Annotated in this window: 15 protein-coding genes; 8 read left to right on the top strand and 7 right to left on the bottom strand. The window is 63.4% G+C overall.

Annotation, left to right across the window (positions count from 1 at the left end; all coding sequences use genetic code 11):
• The first annotated feature begins 104 nt into the window (after positions 1-104).
• The 3 genes from COCCU_RS08440 to dapF are packed head-to-tail and all read left to right on the top strand — an operon-like array spanning position 105 to position 2,536.
• Positions 105-704, top strand: a complete 600-nt coding sequence (locus COCCU_RS08440; RefSeq protein ID WP_231598711.1) for a class III extradiol ring-cleavage dioxygenase family protein — start codon at positions 105-107, stop codon at positions 702-704.
• A 3-nt stretch (positions 705-707) separates the two neighbouring features.
• On the top strand, positions 708-1,616 hold the full coding sequence (gene miaA / locus COCCU_RS08435; RefSeq protein WP_156231094.1) for a tRNA (adenosine(37)-N6)-dimethylallyltransferase MiaA: 909 nt from the start codon (positions 708-710) through the stop codon (positions 1,614-1,616).
• Positions 1,617-1,633: 17 nt separating this feature from the next.
• The gene (dapF, locus tag COCCU_RS08430; RefSeq protein WP_156232721.1) at positions 1,634-2,536 is read left to right on the top strand and encodes a diaminopimelate epimerase; all 903 of its coding nucleotides are present in this window, start codon (positions 1,634-1,636) and stop codon (positions 2,534-2,536) included.
• Here dapF and COCCU_RS08425 read toward each other — a convergent pair.
• Complete coding sequence (locus COCCU_RS08425) at positions 2,530-3,006, bottom strand: hypothetical protein (protein WP_156232719.1); 477 nt, start codon at positions 3,004-3,006, stop codon at positions 2,530-2,532. The genes dapF and COCCU_RS08425 overlap by 7 nt on opposite strands.
• A 113-nt stretch (positions 3,007-3,119) precedes the next feature.
• Positions 3,120-3,875, bottom strand: a complete 756-nt coding sequence (locus COCCU_RS08420; protein WP_156231093.1) for a hypothetical protein — start codon at positions 3,873-3,875, stop codon at positions 3,120-3,122.
• 125 nt (positions 3,876-4,000) lie between these two features.
• Between COCCU_RS08420 and hflX the strand changes: the two genes are divergently transcribed.
• Together hflX and COCCU_RS08410 are read left to right on the top strand one after the other, a co-directional pair.
• Complete coding sequence (hflX, locus tag COCCU_RS08415) at positions 4,001-5,614, top strand: GTPase HflX (RefSeq protein ID WP_156231092.1); 1,614 nt, start codon at positions 4,001-4,003, stop codon at positions 5,612-5,614.
• Between the two features lie 85 nt (positions 5,615-5,699).
• Complete coding sequence (locus tag COCCU_RS08410) at positions 5,700-6,983, top strand: uracil-xanthine permease family protein (protein WP_156231091.1); 1,284 nt, start codon at positions 5,700-5,702, stop codon at positions 6,981-6,983.
• 86 nt (positions 6,984-7,069) lie between these two features.
• On the opposite strand, the gene COCCU_RS08405 is transcribed toward COCCU_RS08410, so the two are convergent.
• The 3 genes from COCCU_RS08405 to COCCU_RS08395 form a co-directional block, all read right to left on the bottom strand.
• On the bottom strand, positions 7,070-7,339 hold the full coding sequence (locus COCCU_RS08405; RefSeq protein ID WP_156231090.1) for an HPr family phosphocarrier protein: 270 nt from the start codon (positions 7,337-7,339) through the stop codon (positions 7,070-7,072).
• An 80-nt stretch (positions 7,340-7,419) separates the two neighbouring features.
• Entirely contained in the window at positions 7,420-9,594 is a 2,175-nt protein-coding gene (locus COCCU_RS08400) for a PTS fructose transporter subunit IIABC (protein WP_231598710.1), read from the bottom strand.
• A 126-nt stretch (positions 9,595-9,720) separates the two neighbouring features.
• Positions 9,721-10,686 carry a 1-phosphofructokinase family hexose kinase gene (locus tag COCCU_RS08395; protein WP_156232717.1) on the bottom strand — a complete coding sequence of 322 codons (966 nt, stop codon included), beginning with the start codon at positions 10,684-10,686 and terminating at the stop codon, positions 9,721-9,723.
• A 150-nt stretch (positions 10,687-10,836) separates the two neighbouring features.
• On the opposite strand from COCCU_RS08395, the gene ptsP reads away from it, so the two are divergent.
• Complete coding sequence (gene ptsP / locus COCCU_RS08390; RefSeq protein WP_156231088.1) at positions 10,837-12,552, top strand: phosphoenolpyruvate--protein phosphotransferase; 1,716 nt, start codon at positions 10,837-10,839, stop codon at positions 12,550-12,552.
• A gap of 106 nt (positions 12,553-12,658) precedes the next feature.
• Here ptsP and COCCU_RS08385 read toward each other — a convergent pair whose 3' ends face one another.
• Positions 12,659-13,438, bottom strand: coding sequence for a DeoR/GlpR family DNA-binding transcription regulator (locus COCCU_RS08385; RefSeq protein ID WP_156231087.1), 780 nt, complete (start codon positions 13,436-13,438; stop codon positions 12,659-12,661).
• 265 nt (positions 13,439-13,703) lie between these two features.
• Entirely contained in the window at positions 13,704-14,366 is a 663-nt protein-coding gene (gene lexA, locus COCCU_RS08380) for a transcriptional repressor LexA (protein ID WP_231598931.1), read from the bottom strand.
• Between the two features lie 356 nt (positions 14,367-14,722).
• Here lexA and COCCU_RS08375 point away from each other — a divergent pair, with 356 nt between their 5' ends.
• Positions 14,723-15,085: a hypothetical protein gene (locus tag COCCU_RS08375; protein WP_156231085.1), complete on the top strand. Its 363-nt coding sequence runs from the start codon at positions 14,723-14,725 to the stop codon at positions 15,083-15,085.
• Positions 15,086-15,168: 83 nt separating this feature from the next.
• Positions 15,169-15,627: a transcriptional regulator NrdR gene (gene nrdR, locus COCCU_RS08370; RefSeq protein WP_156231084.1), complete on the top strand. Its 459-nt coding sequence runs from the start codon at positions 15,169-15,171 to the stop codon at positions 15,625-15,627.
• The last annotated feature ends 56 nt before the right edge of the window (positions 15,628-15,683 follow it).

Genomic DNA, 15,683 nt, shown 5'->3' with positions numbered 1-15,683 from the left:
CCTTGCCGGAAAAGTGCGCGGGGCCATTGGCAGAAAGGACGGGGGCAGCGCCGCCGCTGACCACCTTAAGTAAGCGGCCACCCCGGGCCGCTAGGGTGGTGGGGGTGAATGTAAATCTGGTGGTGATGCCGGCGAGCCCGGCGCTGGTCAGGGAACTCTCACCCGGGGATGAAGCCGGTGCCCGGCTACGCCAGACCCTGCGGGAGGTGCTGGCTGCTGCCGAACCCACCCGCATCGAATTGGTCGGATCCCAGGACAAACGGTGGCACACCGGTCTGAGCGGCAGCTTCCAGGCCTGGGGTGCGCCCCAGGTGTCGGTGGGGCAGGGAAACCATCTCCCGGAACTGGTCCAGCGGTATATGCTGGGGGATCTGGCCACCCGGATCAGCGGTGTCCGGGAAGAACTGGGGCAACCAGACCCCGAGGTGCTCACCCTGGTCGCCGCCGACGGCTCCGCTGGACTGACCCACCGTGCCCCCTTGACACTTCTGGACACCGCGCCCGCCGCCGACACCTGGTGCCGCAGCCTGCTCGCCGGGGAAAACCCGGAGCAGGAGCTCAACAGACAGCAGCTGACAGCAGCCGGGATCATGGAAACGGAACCCTGGCTGCAACTGGCAGCCTTACGGCCCAAGCGGGCTGAACTGCTGCAAGCTGACACCACCCTGGGAGTGGGCCGCTATGTGGCGGCCTGGGAGATCTAGATCATGAACCAGAATTTGACCCCCATTGCCGTCGTCGGACCCACCGCCTCCGGGAAATCCGCCCTGGGTATCTTCCTCGCACACCACTTCGGTGGGGAGGTGGTCAACGTCGACTCCATGCAGCTCTACCGCGGCATGGACATCGGCACCGCCAAACTTCCCCCCGCGGAACGCGAGGGAATCCCACACCACCAGCTCGATGTCCTCGACATCACCGAAACCGCCTCCGTGGCCACCTATCAGCACCACGCCATCCAGGATGTCGAGGACATCATGGCCCGCGGCAAAACCCCCATCCTGGTCGGTGGATCCATGCTCTATGTCCAATCCCTGATCGACGACTGGCAGTTCCCTCCCACCGATCCCGAGGTCCGCGCCCGTTGGGAGCAACGGTTGGCAGCGATCGGGGTGGATGCCCTGCACGCCGAACTAGCGGAAAAAGATGCGGTGGCGGCAGCCAAGATCGAGGACAAAGACCCCCGCCGCACCGTTCGCGCCCTAGAGGTCATCGAATTGACCGGAAAACCCTTCCAGGCCAGCCAACCCCCGATCAACGGGCCCGCCCGCTGGGGCACCCGCATCCTCGGGTTGCGCACCACCCCGGACTGGCTCAACCCCCGCATCGAAAAACGCACCCACCAGATGTTTGAACAGGGCCTGGTTGCCGAAGTCGATACTCTCCTGACCCGGGGACTGATCGCCGACTCCACCGCGGGGCGCGCCATCGGCTACGCCCAGGTGCTGGCCATGCACGCCGGGGAACTCACCCCGGAGGAGACAGTGGAAAGAACCATCACCAGCACCCGCCGCTATGTCCGCCGCCAACGCAGCTGGTTCAACCGCGACCCTCGCATCCACTGGCTCGATGCCACCGGAGACACCGGGGCACAGGCGCTAGAATTCCTGGGGTGAACAACCCCACCGGAACCCTGCGCTACGCCAAGGGACACGCCACCGAAAATGACTTCCTCATCATCGAGGACCACCAGGGCCAACATCTGCTGCCCCCGGCACTGGTCGCAGCACTCTGCGATCGGCGCGCCGGGTTGGGGGCCGATGGCATCCTGCGGGTGATCCGCGCCGGGGCGTTGCTGGAAAGCGGGGAGATTGCTGAGCTCGGCACTGGCATCAAAACCTCGGACTGGTTCATGGACTACCGCAACGCCGATGGATCATTGGCGGAGATGTGCGGCAATGGGGTGCGCCTCTTCGCTCACTGGCTCCATTCCCGCGGGCTGGTCGACACCGCGGAGTTCACCGTGGGCACCCGCGCCGGGGCCCGACTGGTGAAAGTTCACTCGTGTACCCCCCAGGCGGCCGAGGTGTCGGTGGCGATGGGCCCTGCCCGGGTCACCGGCATCTCCGAGGCTTTCTTCGGCTCCCACCGGGTGGCCGGACTCGGGGTGGATCTGGGAAACCCCCACTTGGCGGCCGTGATCCCGGGACTGAGCCCGGCTGAACTGGCCACCTGGGAGCTGTCTGAACCAACCTACGATGAGGGGTTCTTCCCCGAGGGGGTCAACGTTGAGATTGTGACCGAGGCAGTGGCCGACAGCGTGCACATGAGGGTCCACGAGCGTGGGGTGGGGGAGACCCGCTCCTGTGGCACCGGCACAGTGGCCGCAGCCCGGGCAGCCCTGGCCGATGCCGGGAAGGTTGACGGGAGACTCACCGTGGTGGTTCCCGGAGGGCAGGTGGAGGTGGAGATCCAGGGGGATCAGTCCACCCTCACCGGCCCCTCCCGCATCCTCGCGGAAGGAGAAGTGTCGCTGGCAGGTTTAAGCTGGCAACGCCCGGCCGGGAGGGGCCTCGCAGAGCGGGGTGCTCAGTAGTCAGGGCCGAGCTGTTTCGCGGAACGCCGGGCGGTCAGCCAGGCATCCTTGAGGGATTCCGCGCGTTGATCGGTGACATGGAGCAGCTGCTCCAGCTCAGTGACTGTCAAATCCGCCGCAAGACGGGCGGGGAGACGGCTGAGAAAACGCCGGTTGGAGTTGAACTGGAAGCGGAAATTCTCGAGATCGGGGTGGTCGCAGTCCTCATCCAGCAGGGCTGGGCGGTGGAGCGTGCGATCAGCCATGGCATCGGTGTCGGGGGCACCCCGGAAATTCTCGAACTCCAGGATCACATTCTGGATGTCCTCGGCGGAAAGCTCAACGGAGGAGCGCAAGGCCCGGGCCTCCGTGGCATCGGGGCGGGCCCTGGCGACCAGCACCGTCACCAGCAGCACCGGGATCGCCAGCAGCAGGCCATAGAACTTCAGCCAACCCACCAGAACCACGCAGCACAAAATGATGATGAACAACCAGATGTTCTGGCGATCAGCTCGTGAACTTCCGCTTCCCTGCGTGTCTGGCATGGGTCTCAATGAACCTTTCCGCAATCACCTGGGTGGCTGGCGGGGCGAGATGGGTGGGACTAGTGTCCACCACAACCACAGCCGCCGCCCCCGCAACCGCCCCCGCCGCAACCACCGGAGGAGATGGGGGCGAGCACATTACCGGTCAGCACCGCGGTGCCGGAGATGATGTTGTCCTTGACCGGCAGCGCCGGGGCGTCCGGTAGGCAGACATCAAAGGGGAAGATGCCATCGACGGTGGCGTGGATGAAACGCTGACCGGTGAGCTGGTTGCTGCGGTACTCGGCTTCCAGCACGCGGGCGGAGAAGCTCGCGGCGGCATCCGGGATGGCTGCGCCGGAACCGGATTCCAGGATCTTGGCACCCTCGGAAACCAGCTGGCCCGGGGTTTCACCGGTGGCGGCGGAGAAGGCTTCGGCGTTCTCGTGGACCGTGGCCTCGGTGGCCAGGGCGGTGACCCCGAGCTGCTGCCACTGCTGAACCGGCTCATCCACCAGCAACGGACCCTGGGAGAGGTTGAGGGTTACCGGGGCGAGCACGGTACCGAAGGGGTCGACGATCTCGCAGAAGGCCAGGACGTCATTGACCATCTGGATATGCGCGAAGGTCTGGGTGATGGATTCGAAGCCGGCGTAGGTGGCGAAGGGCTCGACGGCGAGGATGTTGATCTGGGCACCGGAATAGTCGGTGAACTGGACCAGCTGCCCGCCCCGGAGCTCGCCAGCGACCACCAGCTGATTGGTGGCGATGGCTGCCTCGACGGCCTCCTGCCAGCGGTCGAAGCCCAGGCCGATGCTCTTGAGATCAGTAGTCATGAACTCAGTCTAAACCTTTAGACCCACAACCCAAACCAATCTCCCCGGGTGTCAGAATGTTGGATTGAGGGGGGATGAGTGGGGGTATTCGGTTTCTCGGGCAAAACGTGGAAGAATAGGGGCCAATGACTCAATCGAACAATGATGATCTGCTGGCCCGGGCTTTCCGGGACCACCTTCCCACGACCCCGCCCGTCGAGGACCCCGGCGAGGATCAGTCGGGACTGTTACGCCCAGGGGCGGTAGAACCCGGGGAAAATGCCCCCACCACCGGTGATCTTGACCTGGAGGCGAGAAATGCTCGCCGCCAGATGGGGCAGGATTCCACCATCCGTTCCGATGATGCCGCTGACATCTACGAAGTGGAGTACCGCAAGGTCCGCCTCGAGCAGGTGGTTCTGGTCGGCATGTGGACCGAAGGCACCACCGCTGAGATCGAGGCCTCGGTGGCTGAGCTGGCCGCCCTGGCTGAGACCGCCGGTGCTGAAGTCGTCGAAACTCTCTATCAGAAGCGGGATAAGCCGGACCCCGGCACCTATATCGGCAGCGGTAAGGTCAACGAGCTGCGTGACATCATCGAGGCCACCGGTGCTGACACCGTGATCTGTGATGGTGAGCTGACCCCCGGCCAGCTGGTGGCCCTGGAGAATGCGCTCAATACCAAGGTGATTGACCGCACCATGCTCATCCTGGACATCTTCGCCCAGCACGCCACCTCCAAGGAGGGCAAGGCGCAGGTTTCCCTGGCACAGATGGAGTACCTGATCACCCGGGTGCGTGGTTGGGGTACGAGCCTCTCCCGCCAGGCTGGTGGCCGGGCAGGTTCCAATGGTGGTGTCGGTCTGCGTGGTCCCGGTGAAACCAAGATCGAGACCGACCGTCGCCGCCTGCGTACCGACATGGCGAAGCTGCGCCGGGAACTGTCGGGGATGAAGACCGCGCGGGAGATCAAGCGTTCCCGCCGACGGGCTTCCACGATCCCCCAGATCGCGATCGCCGGTTACACCAACGCCGGCAAGTCTTCGCTGATCAACGCAATGACCAATGCCGGGGTTCTGGTTGAGGATGCGCTCTTCGCCACCCTGGACCCCACCACCCGCCGCGCTGAGCTGGCGGATGGCCGTTCGGTGGTCTTCACCGACACCGTCGGTTTTGTCCGTCACCTGCCCACCCAGCTGGTGGAGGCCTTCAAGTCGACACTGGAGGAGGTGCTGGGTGCCGATCTCATGCTGCATGTGGTGGACGGTTCCGACCCTTTCCCGCTGAAGCAGATCGAGGCCGTCAATAAGGTGGTCCTGGATGTGGTCCGCGAAACCGGAGAGGAGGCTCCGGCGGAGATCATCGTGGTCAACAAGATCGACCAGGCTGATCCACTCGCCCTGGCCGAGCTACGCCACGCCCTTGATGACGTGGTCTTCATCTCCGCCATGACGGGGGAGGGGATCCCGGAGCTCGAGGCCCGGATCGAGCTCTTCCTCAATTCGCTCGACGCCCACATCAGGGTGCTGCTCCCCTTCACCCGAGGTGAGCTGGTTTCCCGGCTCCACGAGTACGGCACCGTGCTCAGCGAGGAGTACACCACTGAAGGAACCCTGGTTGATGTGCGGCTGCCGCAGTCAATGGTCGGTGAGCTCAAGGAGTTCCTGGTGGAATTCCCGGAGGACACCGTAGCCGAGGAGGATACCGAGGCCGTGGCTGATCTTGAGGATCTCGGCGGGGCCACCGGCACTGAGAAGTAGCCGGGCCCCACTCTGTGGCCCTGCTTAATCGGCGGTATTCTCCCTGATTTCCCAAGTAGCTGCCCAGGGCGGATAATCGGGAGTCGTGAACACCTCCTTTGGCTGGACCGTCCACGGTGACGGCAAGAAGATCCTCCCGGGCGCTGTGGTTGCCCCGGAGGAGAGACTCAGTTGGCCCCGCACCATCGGCATCGGCATGCAGCATGTGGTGGCCATGTTCGGTGCCACCCTCCTGGTCCCCACCTTGACCGGTTTTCCGGTAAATACTACTTTGCTGTTCTCCGGGCTCGGCACCATCATCTTCCTGCTCATCACCCGGAATCGCCTGCCCTCCTACCTGGGCAGCTCCTTCGCCTTCATCGCCCCACTCTCCGCCAGCCAGGCATATGGCATCGGAGCCCAGATCGGTGGCGTCCTCATCACCGGCCTGGCACTGGTCCTAGTCGGCATGATCGTCAAGATTCTGGGCCGGAAGGTCATTGATGCGGTGATGCCGCCAGCGGTGACCGGCGCGATCGTCGCCCTCATCGGCCTGAACCTGGCACCCACCGCCACCGCCAACTATGGGCAGCAGCCCCTGGTGGCCACGGTGACCATGGTGTCCATCCTGGTGCTCACGGTTGCCGGTCGGGGCATGATCTCCCGCCTGGCGATCCTGCTCGGGGTGATCATCGGCTGGGTGTTCGCCGCATTGAGCGGCAACCTCGGTGAGGACGTGGCACAAACCATCAGGGAGGCGGCCTGGATCGGGCTGCCCGAATTCCACACCCCCGAATTCCAGCTCTCCGCAATCCTGGTCACTCTCCCCGTGTTGGTGGTGCTGATCGCGGAGAATGTCGGTCATGTCAAGGCGGTCAGCGCAATGACCGGCCGTAACCTCGATGACCTGGCCGGTCCTGCCCTGATCGGCGATGGCCTGGCCACCACCCTCGCGGGTGGTTTCGGTGGTTCCGGTACCACCACCTACGCCGAGAACATCGGGGTGATGGCGGCAACCAAGGTGTATTCCACCGCCGCCTACTGGGTGGCTGCGATCACCGCCATCGCCTTGGCCTTCATCCCGAAGTTCGGTGCCCTGATCTTCACCATCCCCACCGGCGTGCTCGGCGGGGCCACCATCGTGCTCTACGGTCTGATCGGCCTGCTGGGGGTGCGCATCTGGATGGATGCCAAGGTCGATTTCAACAACCCGGTGAACCTCACCGCCGCGGCAGTCGCCCTGATCGCGGGTATCGGCAACCTGACTCTGACAGTGTTCGGGGTCACCCTGGAGGGCATCGCCTGGGGCTCAGTCGGCATCATCATCGGCTACCCGATTCTCAAGTGGCTCTACACCCATGTCGGAGAGGGCCGTCAGGCCAGCTACTGAAACCCTGCGTGAACATCTTCCCCGGACCCCTGGCAGGGCCGGGGATTTCTGCTGTGCCCCCAGGGGGGCGTCGATAAGCGCCGGAGTCAGGGGGTATCGAGTTCGCGCTCGATCATCCCCGCGATCTGGGCGACCGCCTCCCCGCTTTCGGAGGACACCAGCACTTCCTCACCGTGCTCAGCCCCCAGAGCCATGATCATCAGCGAGGAATCAGCCTCGGTGCGCTCTGCGGTGGGGTCACCGACCAACTCGAGGAAGACCTCCTCATCGAAGGTGGCGGCCGCCTCCGCCACCAGCGCAGCCGGCCGGGCATGCAGGCCGGCCTTGGAACCAACGGTCACAGTCTTGGAAAACACCGGGGCAATCCTTTTCCTTGAGGGGCAGAGGTCAAAAAGGGCGGCACCGCAAGGGGGGCACCACCGGGGAGACACCCAACTTATCCTAGAGCGGGAACCGGCACCCTGCCACGAACCGTCCGACTCGGCCAGAGACGTTTGATCAGGATCACCGTCAATGCGCCCACCAGGGAACCCACCCCCACCGCGAAGAGGAACGCCCACCAGGGGTCGATTGCGAAGAGCACCAGCACCCCGCCATGCGGTGCCTGGGAACCCACCCCCAGAGCCATACACAGGCCACCGGCGACCGCTCCGCCCAGTGACACCGAGGGGATCACCCGCAGCGGATCCGAAGCTGCGAAAGGAATCGCCCCCTCGGTGATGAAACTCAGGCCCAGCACCCAGGCTGATTTCCCGTTCTCCCGATCCACGGCGGTAAACAGATGCCGCTGCAGCAGGGTGGCGAGAGACATCGCGATGGGGGGAACCATACCGCCGGCCATCACCGCGGCCATCACCGTGGTGGAAGCCGGATCACCGGTGGAGAGCCCGGCGGTGGCGAAGAGAAAAGCCGCCTTATTCAGCGGTCCACCCAGATCCACACACATCATCAGGCCCAGTAGAGCACCGAAAACCAACGCCGAGGAACCATCCAACAACCCCAGCCAGTTGTTCAACATGTCCATCACATGACCCAGGGGGCGGCCCAGCAGCAGAAACATCGCCAACCCCACCGCGAGGGTACCGATGAGCGGGATGATCACCACCGGCATCAGGGACACCACCAACCGGGGTGGCTTCCACGCCCCGAGCATGGCAGCCACCACACCCGCCAGAATTCCGGTAACCAGAGCCCCGATGAAACCTGCCCCGACATAGAGGGAGACGGCACCCCCGACAAAACCTGGGGCGATGCCGGGTCTGCCCGCCAGACCGAAAGCGATGAAACCCGAGAGCGCAGGAACAATCAGCTGCATTGCGAAAGATCCGGTGCCGTAAAGGATCGCACCCAGATACACCGGCCACCCCGAACGCTCCCGGAAATCCATCTGCCCATCCTGGAGAAAAGGATCCATCAGGTTGATGGGTGATTGATTGGCTATCATCTGAGGCCAGATGTTCGGGATCTGGGGGCCGGCGAGCAACAACCCCAAGGCGATCAGGAGACCACCGGCGGCGACGAATGGCACCATATAAGCCACCCCGGTCATCATCGCCTGTCGTACCCGACGGCCCCAGCCCAACAGGAAACTGGCCGGACCCTCCCGGAAGGAAAGAGACCTTTCCCTGGTGGAATCCACCTCAACAGCATTTCCCCCGGCATTGTCCCCGGCGGGCACCCTGGAAGTGTTCGGGTTCTCGAAGGCCGCGATCGCCTCCTCCAGCACCACCTCCGGCTCATTGATCACCCGCCGCACCCCACATTCGATGAAGGGCTTACCGGCGAAACGTTCCCGACCAACCACCGCGATATCAGCCGCGAAGATCACCACCTCGGCCCGGCTGACCACCGCCGGATCCAACTGCACCGGGGAAGCGGAACCCTGTGACTCCACCATCAGCCGCACATCGGGACGCGCGGCAGCAGTCTGCAGCAACCGGTCCGCAGCCATATAGGTCTGGGCGATACCGGTGGGACAGGCCGTGACGGCCAACACCTTCAGCGCAGACTCATCGGCATCGGTGGGGCGTGGCAGAACCGCCGCCGGTTTAGGGCGGGCGGTGACGACCCCCTGGGGAATACCCGGGGAGGTGACCTCAGCCGTGGTCTTCTCCGCCGTCCACCCTTCAGCCACCGGTTGGCTGGCCCCGGGAACACCCCCGGCGACCTCCGGCACAGTGTCACCTGGGGGAGAGATGACCTGGTTGATCACCGCCACAGCAGTGTCAGCATCAGCAGCGCTGCGCAGCGATTCCAGGAAAGCCGGACGCAACAACGCACGAGCCAGCTTGGAGAGCAACCTCAGGTGAAATTTTCCGGCAGCGGTGGGAACCGCAATCAAAAACACCAGATCGGCCGCCCCATCCGGACCGCCGAAATCCACCGGCCGGGACAACCGGGCAAACACCAGCGAAGGGGTGCTAACCGCATCGCTGCGGGCATGAGGGATGGCGACCCGCCCCGCAAAACCGGTGGGGGACTTCCCCTCCCGGGCGAGAACCGCGGCGCTCAACACAGCCGCCGAAGAAACCCGCCCCTCAACCTCCAGCAACTGCGAGAGTTCCGAGATCACCGACGCTGAGGAATCCCCCAGCGCGGCATCCAATAACACCAGACCAGTAGGAAGGATAGACTCTGACTTCGAATTCACCACCCCATTAAAGCTGGGAAAACAAAATTTCGGGAGTGGTGTACCTCCGTTAGGGAAAGTTCAGGGGTATCTGAGGGTGATCCCTTCTCAGGGCAGGCGGGTAACGGTCACTCTCGTAGGTTGCAGATGCCCCGGGGAAGGCATGACCGTACCGGGCAGCTCCACCGCCGCCCGACCATAGGCCACCGCCTGGCCCAGACACTGTTCCGGGGACATCCCGCGGACACGGCCCAGCAGATAACCACCCAAGAGTGCGTCCCCGGCACCCACCGTGGAAACCGGGCGCATCTCAGGCCCGGTGGCATACCAGAGCCCTTCCGGACACAACAGCAGCGCACCCGCCGGACCCAGGGTGACCAGCACCTCAGGGATGCCCTGCTCATTCAACTGCCGGGCGGCACGGATCACCGGCGCCAGATTTCCCTGCTCCGCCTGCTGCTCCCAATGCCGACCATCAGTGCCCAATAACTGCCCCAGCTCCAGGGCATTGGGTTTGATCAGATCAGGGGCGGCATCAGCCACATTAGCCACCACCTCGCGGAGTGGCCCCTCAGAGGTGTCGACCACGATCTTCAACTCCGGACGCAGAGAACGCACCGTCCGGATCAGCTGGGAATACCAGTCCACCGGCACCCCCGGCGGCAGGGACCCGGCCATCACCAACCACTGAGCCTGGCAGGAATGGTTGAGCAGCTTCTCCGTCAGCTCAATCTGGGCCCGGGCACTCAAGGTCGCGCCGGGGCCGTTGAGTTTGGTGGTGGTGCCATCAGGTTCGGTGACGGTGGTGTTGATCCGTACCAGTTCCTCAATCTCCACCCGGGAGAAGGGAAGCCCACTCCGGTTGATCAGCGGTAGGAGGGGATCATCGGCGCGGGCGGGAAGAATTGCCAGGGTGGGGTGTCCTGCCAGGTGGAGGGAATGGGCGACATTGATGCCCTTCCCACCGGGGGCCCGACGGCTGGCGACCAGACGCTGCACCTCCCCGCGCTGTAGTGGAGCGGAGAGTTCCAGGGATCGGTCGATGCTCGGGTTGGGGGTGAAGGTCAGGATCATGACGGTCTCCCGGAGAGTGAGTGGGTGTTGACTGAGCTGGATCCGGGGAGAGGCATCAGTGCGGATCAATGGCATTTTCCTTCGTTACTTGCCTGACAAGCGGAAGGCATACGGCAGTGATCGGCGCTGACCGCGACTACTATCCGGAGCATGGAGCCCAATCCCCGAAATAGTGTGGACCTTAATCCCTCAGGTATTAAAGTTCAGGGTACCGCCTGTGTATCCGGGATCGTCTACGGCCCCGTCCGCTGGGCCCATCACCGGCCCGACCTGCCGGTATCCGGGGAACTGATTCCCGAGGATGAACGGCAGACCGAATACGAGCGTCTTTTGGCCGCTGTCGATACCGTCGCCAGGCGCTTCAGAGAGCGTGCCGACGCCACGGGGGGAGAGGCCGCTGAGGTGCTGCGCGCCAATGCGGTGATGGCGGCGGATCCCGCCTGGTCAAAGAACGCGAAGAAGGCGATCAGCGCCGGTCACCCTGCGGATGTGGCGGCAGTCCGGGCAACTGCGAAGTTCAGCGGCATGTTTGCCTCCCTGGGTGGGGTGATGGCTGAGCGGATCACCGATCTGGAGGATCTTCGGGACCGCATTATCGCGGAGATCCGAGGCGAGCCGGAACCCGGTCTGCCTTCAATTTCGGAGCCGGTGGTGCTCCTGGCCGAGGATCTCTCTCCAGCGGATACGGCAACCCTGGAACCTGCCAAGGTACTGGCCCTAGTGACGATGCGGGGTGGGAAAACCAGCCATACCGCGATCATCGCCCGGCAGCTGGGGTTGCCCTGCATCGTCGGTGCGGGCAGGGAATTGTCCCGCTTCCAGGACGGCACCACAGTGCTTGTCGACGCCGATCAGGGGGTCCTGCACAGTGGGGTGGACCCCGAGGCCGCCCGGGCAGCGATGAGCGCCGCTGCTGAGCACACCCGGAGAATCACCCGGTGGGAAGGCCCCGCCCACACCACTGACGGTCACCGAATCAAACTTCTGGCCAGTGTGACCTCTGTGGCTTCGGCCCAGCAGGCGGCAGCCACCCAGGCTGAGGGGATCGGACTCTTCCGGACCGAGATCCCCTTCCTCAAGGCCCGCCGGGAACCCACGGTGGTGGAGCAGTCGCAGATCTATGCGGAAGTTTTGGCGGCCTTCCCTGGCCGGAAGGTGGTGTTCCGCACCTTTGATGCCGGTTCCGATAAACCCCTCGCCTTCCTGGATATGGCGGGGGAGGATAATCCCGCCCTGGGGGTCCGTGGCCTGAGAGTGGCTGAGGGGCATCCTTCTCAGCTGCAGAATCAATTAGATGCGATTTCCCTCGCTAGTGCAGAGAGCGGGGGACAGGTATCGGTGATGGCGCCGATGCTCACCACTGTCACAGAGGCGGAAAATTTCGCGATCCTCTGCCGAGAGCGGGGACTTTCCCCCGGGGCGATGATTGAGGTCCCGGCGGCAGCACTGATGGCGGATCTGATTCTGCCCCACCTGGATTTTGTTTCCATCGGCACCAATGACCTCACCCAGTATGTGATGGCAGCGGATCGGATGTCCCCAGAACTGGCAGAGCTGGCTGATCCCTGGCAACCTGCGGTACTGAGACTGATCCGGCATACCTGCCGGGAGGGGCAACGACTCGGCACCCCGGTGGGGGTGTGTGGGGAATCCGCAGCGGATACCTTATTGGCCTGCGTCCTGGCGGGGATGGGGGTCAGTTCCCTTTCCCCGGCGGCCGGGGCGCTTTCTGCGGTGGGGGAGCAGCTTTCCAGGGTCAGCATGGCGGCTTGCCAACGAGCAGCGGAAGCGGTGGTGCAGGCTGCAACGGCGCAGCAGGCCCGCGAGGTGGCGGCCCATCTGCTTGATGTCCCCGGGGCTCGATGATGTGTGGCCAGCGAGCGGAAGCCCCGCGCGGCTAACCGCCTGAAAGGCAGGGCTGGCCCGGGGCTCTTGAACAACCACAGGGGCGCCGGACTAAGCGGGGATCAGCTCAGTGAGCGATGATCACGTCAATCTCACGTTCCCGCAGGGCTTCGATGAAGGTTTCCGGAGCGCCCTCATCGGTGATCACCACGTCAATGTCATTGATGCCGGCGAAGCTGACCAGGTAGTCATTGCCCAGCTTCGTGGAGTCGCAGAGGACCACCACCTTGTGGGCATTGGTGACCATGGCTGCCTTGATGGCAGCTTCCTGAGGGTCTGCGGTGGAGAGACCATGATCCAGGGTCAGGGCATTAGTGCCGATGAAGGCGACATCGCCGCGCATCAGCGCCAAGGTGCGCAATGCGGTGTCACCCACCACGGCTTGCGTGATCGCCCGAACGCTGCCACCGAGCAGCTGCACCTCGGTCAGGCCTGCGTTGGCAAGGTTCAGGGCAGTGACCAGGCTATTGGTCACGATCGACCATTCCCGGGCGCGGGGTTGTTCGGTGATGAGGTTGGCCAGTGCCGTGACGGAGGTGCCGGCATCCAGGAAGATGCTGCCACCGACGGCGGGAAGCTGATCCAGTGCAGTGCGGGCGATCGCAGACTTTGCTGCGGAAGCGGAACGGAATCGGGTGTCCAGGCTGAATTCGGTGGTCTGGAAAGTCTGGCTGGCCACTGCCCCGCCGTGGACGCGGTGGACGATCCCCTCGCGATCAAGCACAGCCAGGTCACGACGGATAGTTTCGGCGGTTACTTCGAAGCGTTCTGCCAATTCGGTGACGTTGACACGCCCTTCAACAGCGGTCAACGAAGCGATCTGGCGACGGCGTTCCTCAGCGTACATCCAACTTCCTCGGTCCTTTAGGTCACACGGGCTTGAATCGATCCATTAGTTTCCGATTCTCCCACTTTCACCGGCAGTAGCAGGGGACCTGGCTCCGTCGCACCCCTCTCCGGGGTGAGGATAAACCTGGGCCCGGCACAAAAAATCATCTCTGAGCTGGTTAAATATCTAATTGGAAAATTTTTGGGTGGCAGACTCATGCGGGCATTTTCAGATGCCATCCGGGGGTGGGAAAGGGGATTGCCGACCCCTTGCTGGGGTCGCCCTAAAGCTTGCGCATCACCGAAACCACCTTGCCCATGATTTCGGCGTCATTGCCGGGGATCGGGGAGAAGGCGTCATTGTGGGGCAACAGCCAGACTCCGGTGGAGTCCTTGTGGAACTCCTTGACGGTGGCCTCGCCCTCGATGAGGGCTGCCACGAACTCCCCTTGTTCAGCCACCGGCTGGGAACGGACGACCACCCAGTCGCCGTCAAGGATGCCGGCATCGCGCATGGATTCCCCCACGACCTGGAGCATGTAGAGCTCACCTTCGCCGACGATCTCCACGGGTAACGGGAAATAGTCCGAGACATTTTGCTCGGCGAGGATCGGGTTGCCTGCCGCAATTGAACCGACCACCGGGATGTAGCTGGCGGAGCTGGCGTTGGCGGGGATCTCAGAGTCTGCTGTGGCCTTGGCGGATCTGTTGTTCCTGGGAATTTCGGTGCCGGGGAGATGGCGGACATCCACCGCACGTGGCTTGTTGGGGTCACGGCGCAGGTAGCCCTTCTTCTCCAGCTCCTTGAGCTGGTAGGCGACCGAGGAAGTGGACTGCAGGCCGGCGGCATCACCGATTTCCCGGATGCTCGGCGGGTAACCCCGCAGGACCACCGCATCCTGGATCACCTGAAGGATCCGGCGCTGACGGTCGGAGAGGTCCACCATCGGGTTCTTGCCGCTGGCGGCGGTCTTCGAAGATGTTGCCTTGGCTCTGGCGCGGGCCATGTCGAAAGCTCCTTAGGTTTGGACCTGCGATGGTCCGTGGTCGGCCGTTTCAGCTGGGGTACCTCGTGGCTACGAGGTGGGGTGTTCGAATCAGTTGGCCTTGATCTGGGCGAACGCTGCCCCATCTGCATTCGAATTTAACACGAATGTTCGAGAAAGGGGAGTCTTATTCTGGACAAGTGTTCGAGAGCGTGTTATAAATCGAACAGAAAAATGTATTCGAACACCTGAACTAAAGTTGTGGTGAAGTGGTGGGGCGGGTGCCTAAGATTTCCCATGAACGAAAGGATCCGATGATGAGCATCTCCCTTAACCGTGTTCAAACAGCGAAAATGAGCCCTTCCCTCAGCTCGGGAATTGTTCCTGCTGCAGCCGTGTGGGAGCCGAAAGAGGGGGTTCCGCACCTTTCGTCCGGGGTTGGGGTGCGGCGCCTTTCCCGCCAAAATCGAACAGGAGAACTAATCCCAGGTGAGCAGGTTTCCAAAAACCGGGACAAGCTCCCCAAGGTCCTGCAACTGGGGGAGGCCGCCCAGGCATACCTTGCGGGAGTGGCTTTCGGACTATTGCTGGTTCTCGGCCTGTTGTTGGGTGCCAGCCTGGAGGAACCGATGCCGACTTCGACCTTGCCGATCAGTGAAAGGTCGGTCTCGCTCGGTTGATCTGCACAGGGGTACGCTATGAAGTTGGTGCGTGCCAACCGCTTCCGCCCCGGCCGTCCTTGTAGAGAGGTTCTGAAACTCCCGTGTACTGCCCCTTCTGTCACCACGATCATTCCCGGGTGATCGACTCCCGCGTCATTGAGGCGGGTTCCGCCATCCGACGTCGCCGGGAGTGCAGCTCCTGCAAGGGTAGATTCACCACCATTGAAAAAGCTGTGCTGCTGGTGATCAAGCGTAATGGTGTCACCGAACCCTTCAGCCGCGACAAGGTCATCACCGGAGTTCGTCGTGCCTGCCAAGGTCGCGATGTCTCCGATGACGCCCTTAAACGGTTGGCACAGGAGGTTGAGGAGTCCGTCCGCGGGCACGGTAGTTCCCAGGTGCATGCTAATGAGATCGGCCTAGCCATCCTGGAACCGCTACGGGAGCTGGATGAAGTTGCCTACCTTCGTTTCGCTTCGGTCTACAAGTCTTTCGAGAGTGCCGAGGATTTCGAGTCTGAGATCCGGCTGATGCGCCGCCGCTCCCGCACCCAGCCCTGAGTCGGAGTGTTAACCCGAGGCTGCGCACGAGTTCATGGTCACTCCTGAGGACACTG

This window comes from Corynebacterium occultum, assembly GCF_009734425.1.
Classification (GTDB): Bacteria; Actinomycetota; Actinomycetes; order Mycobacteriales; family Mycobacteriaceae; genus Corynebacterium; species Corynebacterium occultum.
This window is presented reverse-complemented; position numbering and strand designations above follow the sequence as displayed.

Coding starts and splice junctions, on each gene's coding strand:
- miaA (WP_156231094.1), top strand. CDS start 708: ATGAACCAGAATTTGACCCCCATTGCCGTCGTCGGACCCACCGCCTCC.
- COCCU_RS08420 (WP_156231093.1), bottom strand. CDS start 3,875: ATGACTACTGATCTCAAGAGCATCGGCCTGGGCTTCGACCGCTGGCAG.
- hflX (WP_156231092.1), top strand. CDS start 4,001: ATGACTCAATCGAACAATGATGATCTGCTGGCCCGGGCTTTCCGGGAC.
- COCCU_RS08395 (WP_156232717.1), bottom strand. CDS start 10,686: ATGATCCTGACCTTCACCCCCAACCCGAGCATCGACCGATCCCTGGAA.
- ptsP (WP_156231088.1), top strand. CDS start 10,837: ATGGAGCCCAATCCCCGAAATAGTGTGGACCTTAATCCCTCAGGTATT.
- COCCU_RS08385 (WP_156231087.1), bottom strand. CDS start 13,438: ATGTACGCTGAGGAACGCCGTCGCCAGATCGCTTCGTTGACCGCTGTT.
- lexA (WP_231598931.1), bottom strand. CDS start 14,366: ATGGTGGACCTCTCCGACCGTCAGCGCCGGATCCTTCAGGTGATCCAG.
- COCCU_RS08375 (WP_156231085.1), top strand. CDS start 14,723: ATGAGCATCTCCCTTAACCGTGTTCAAACAGCGAAAATGAGCCCTTCC.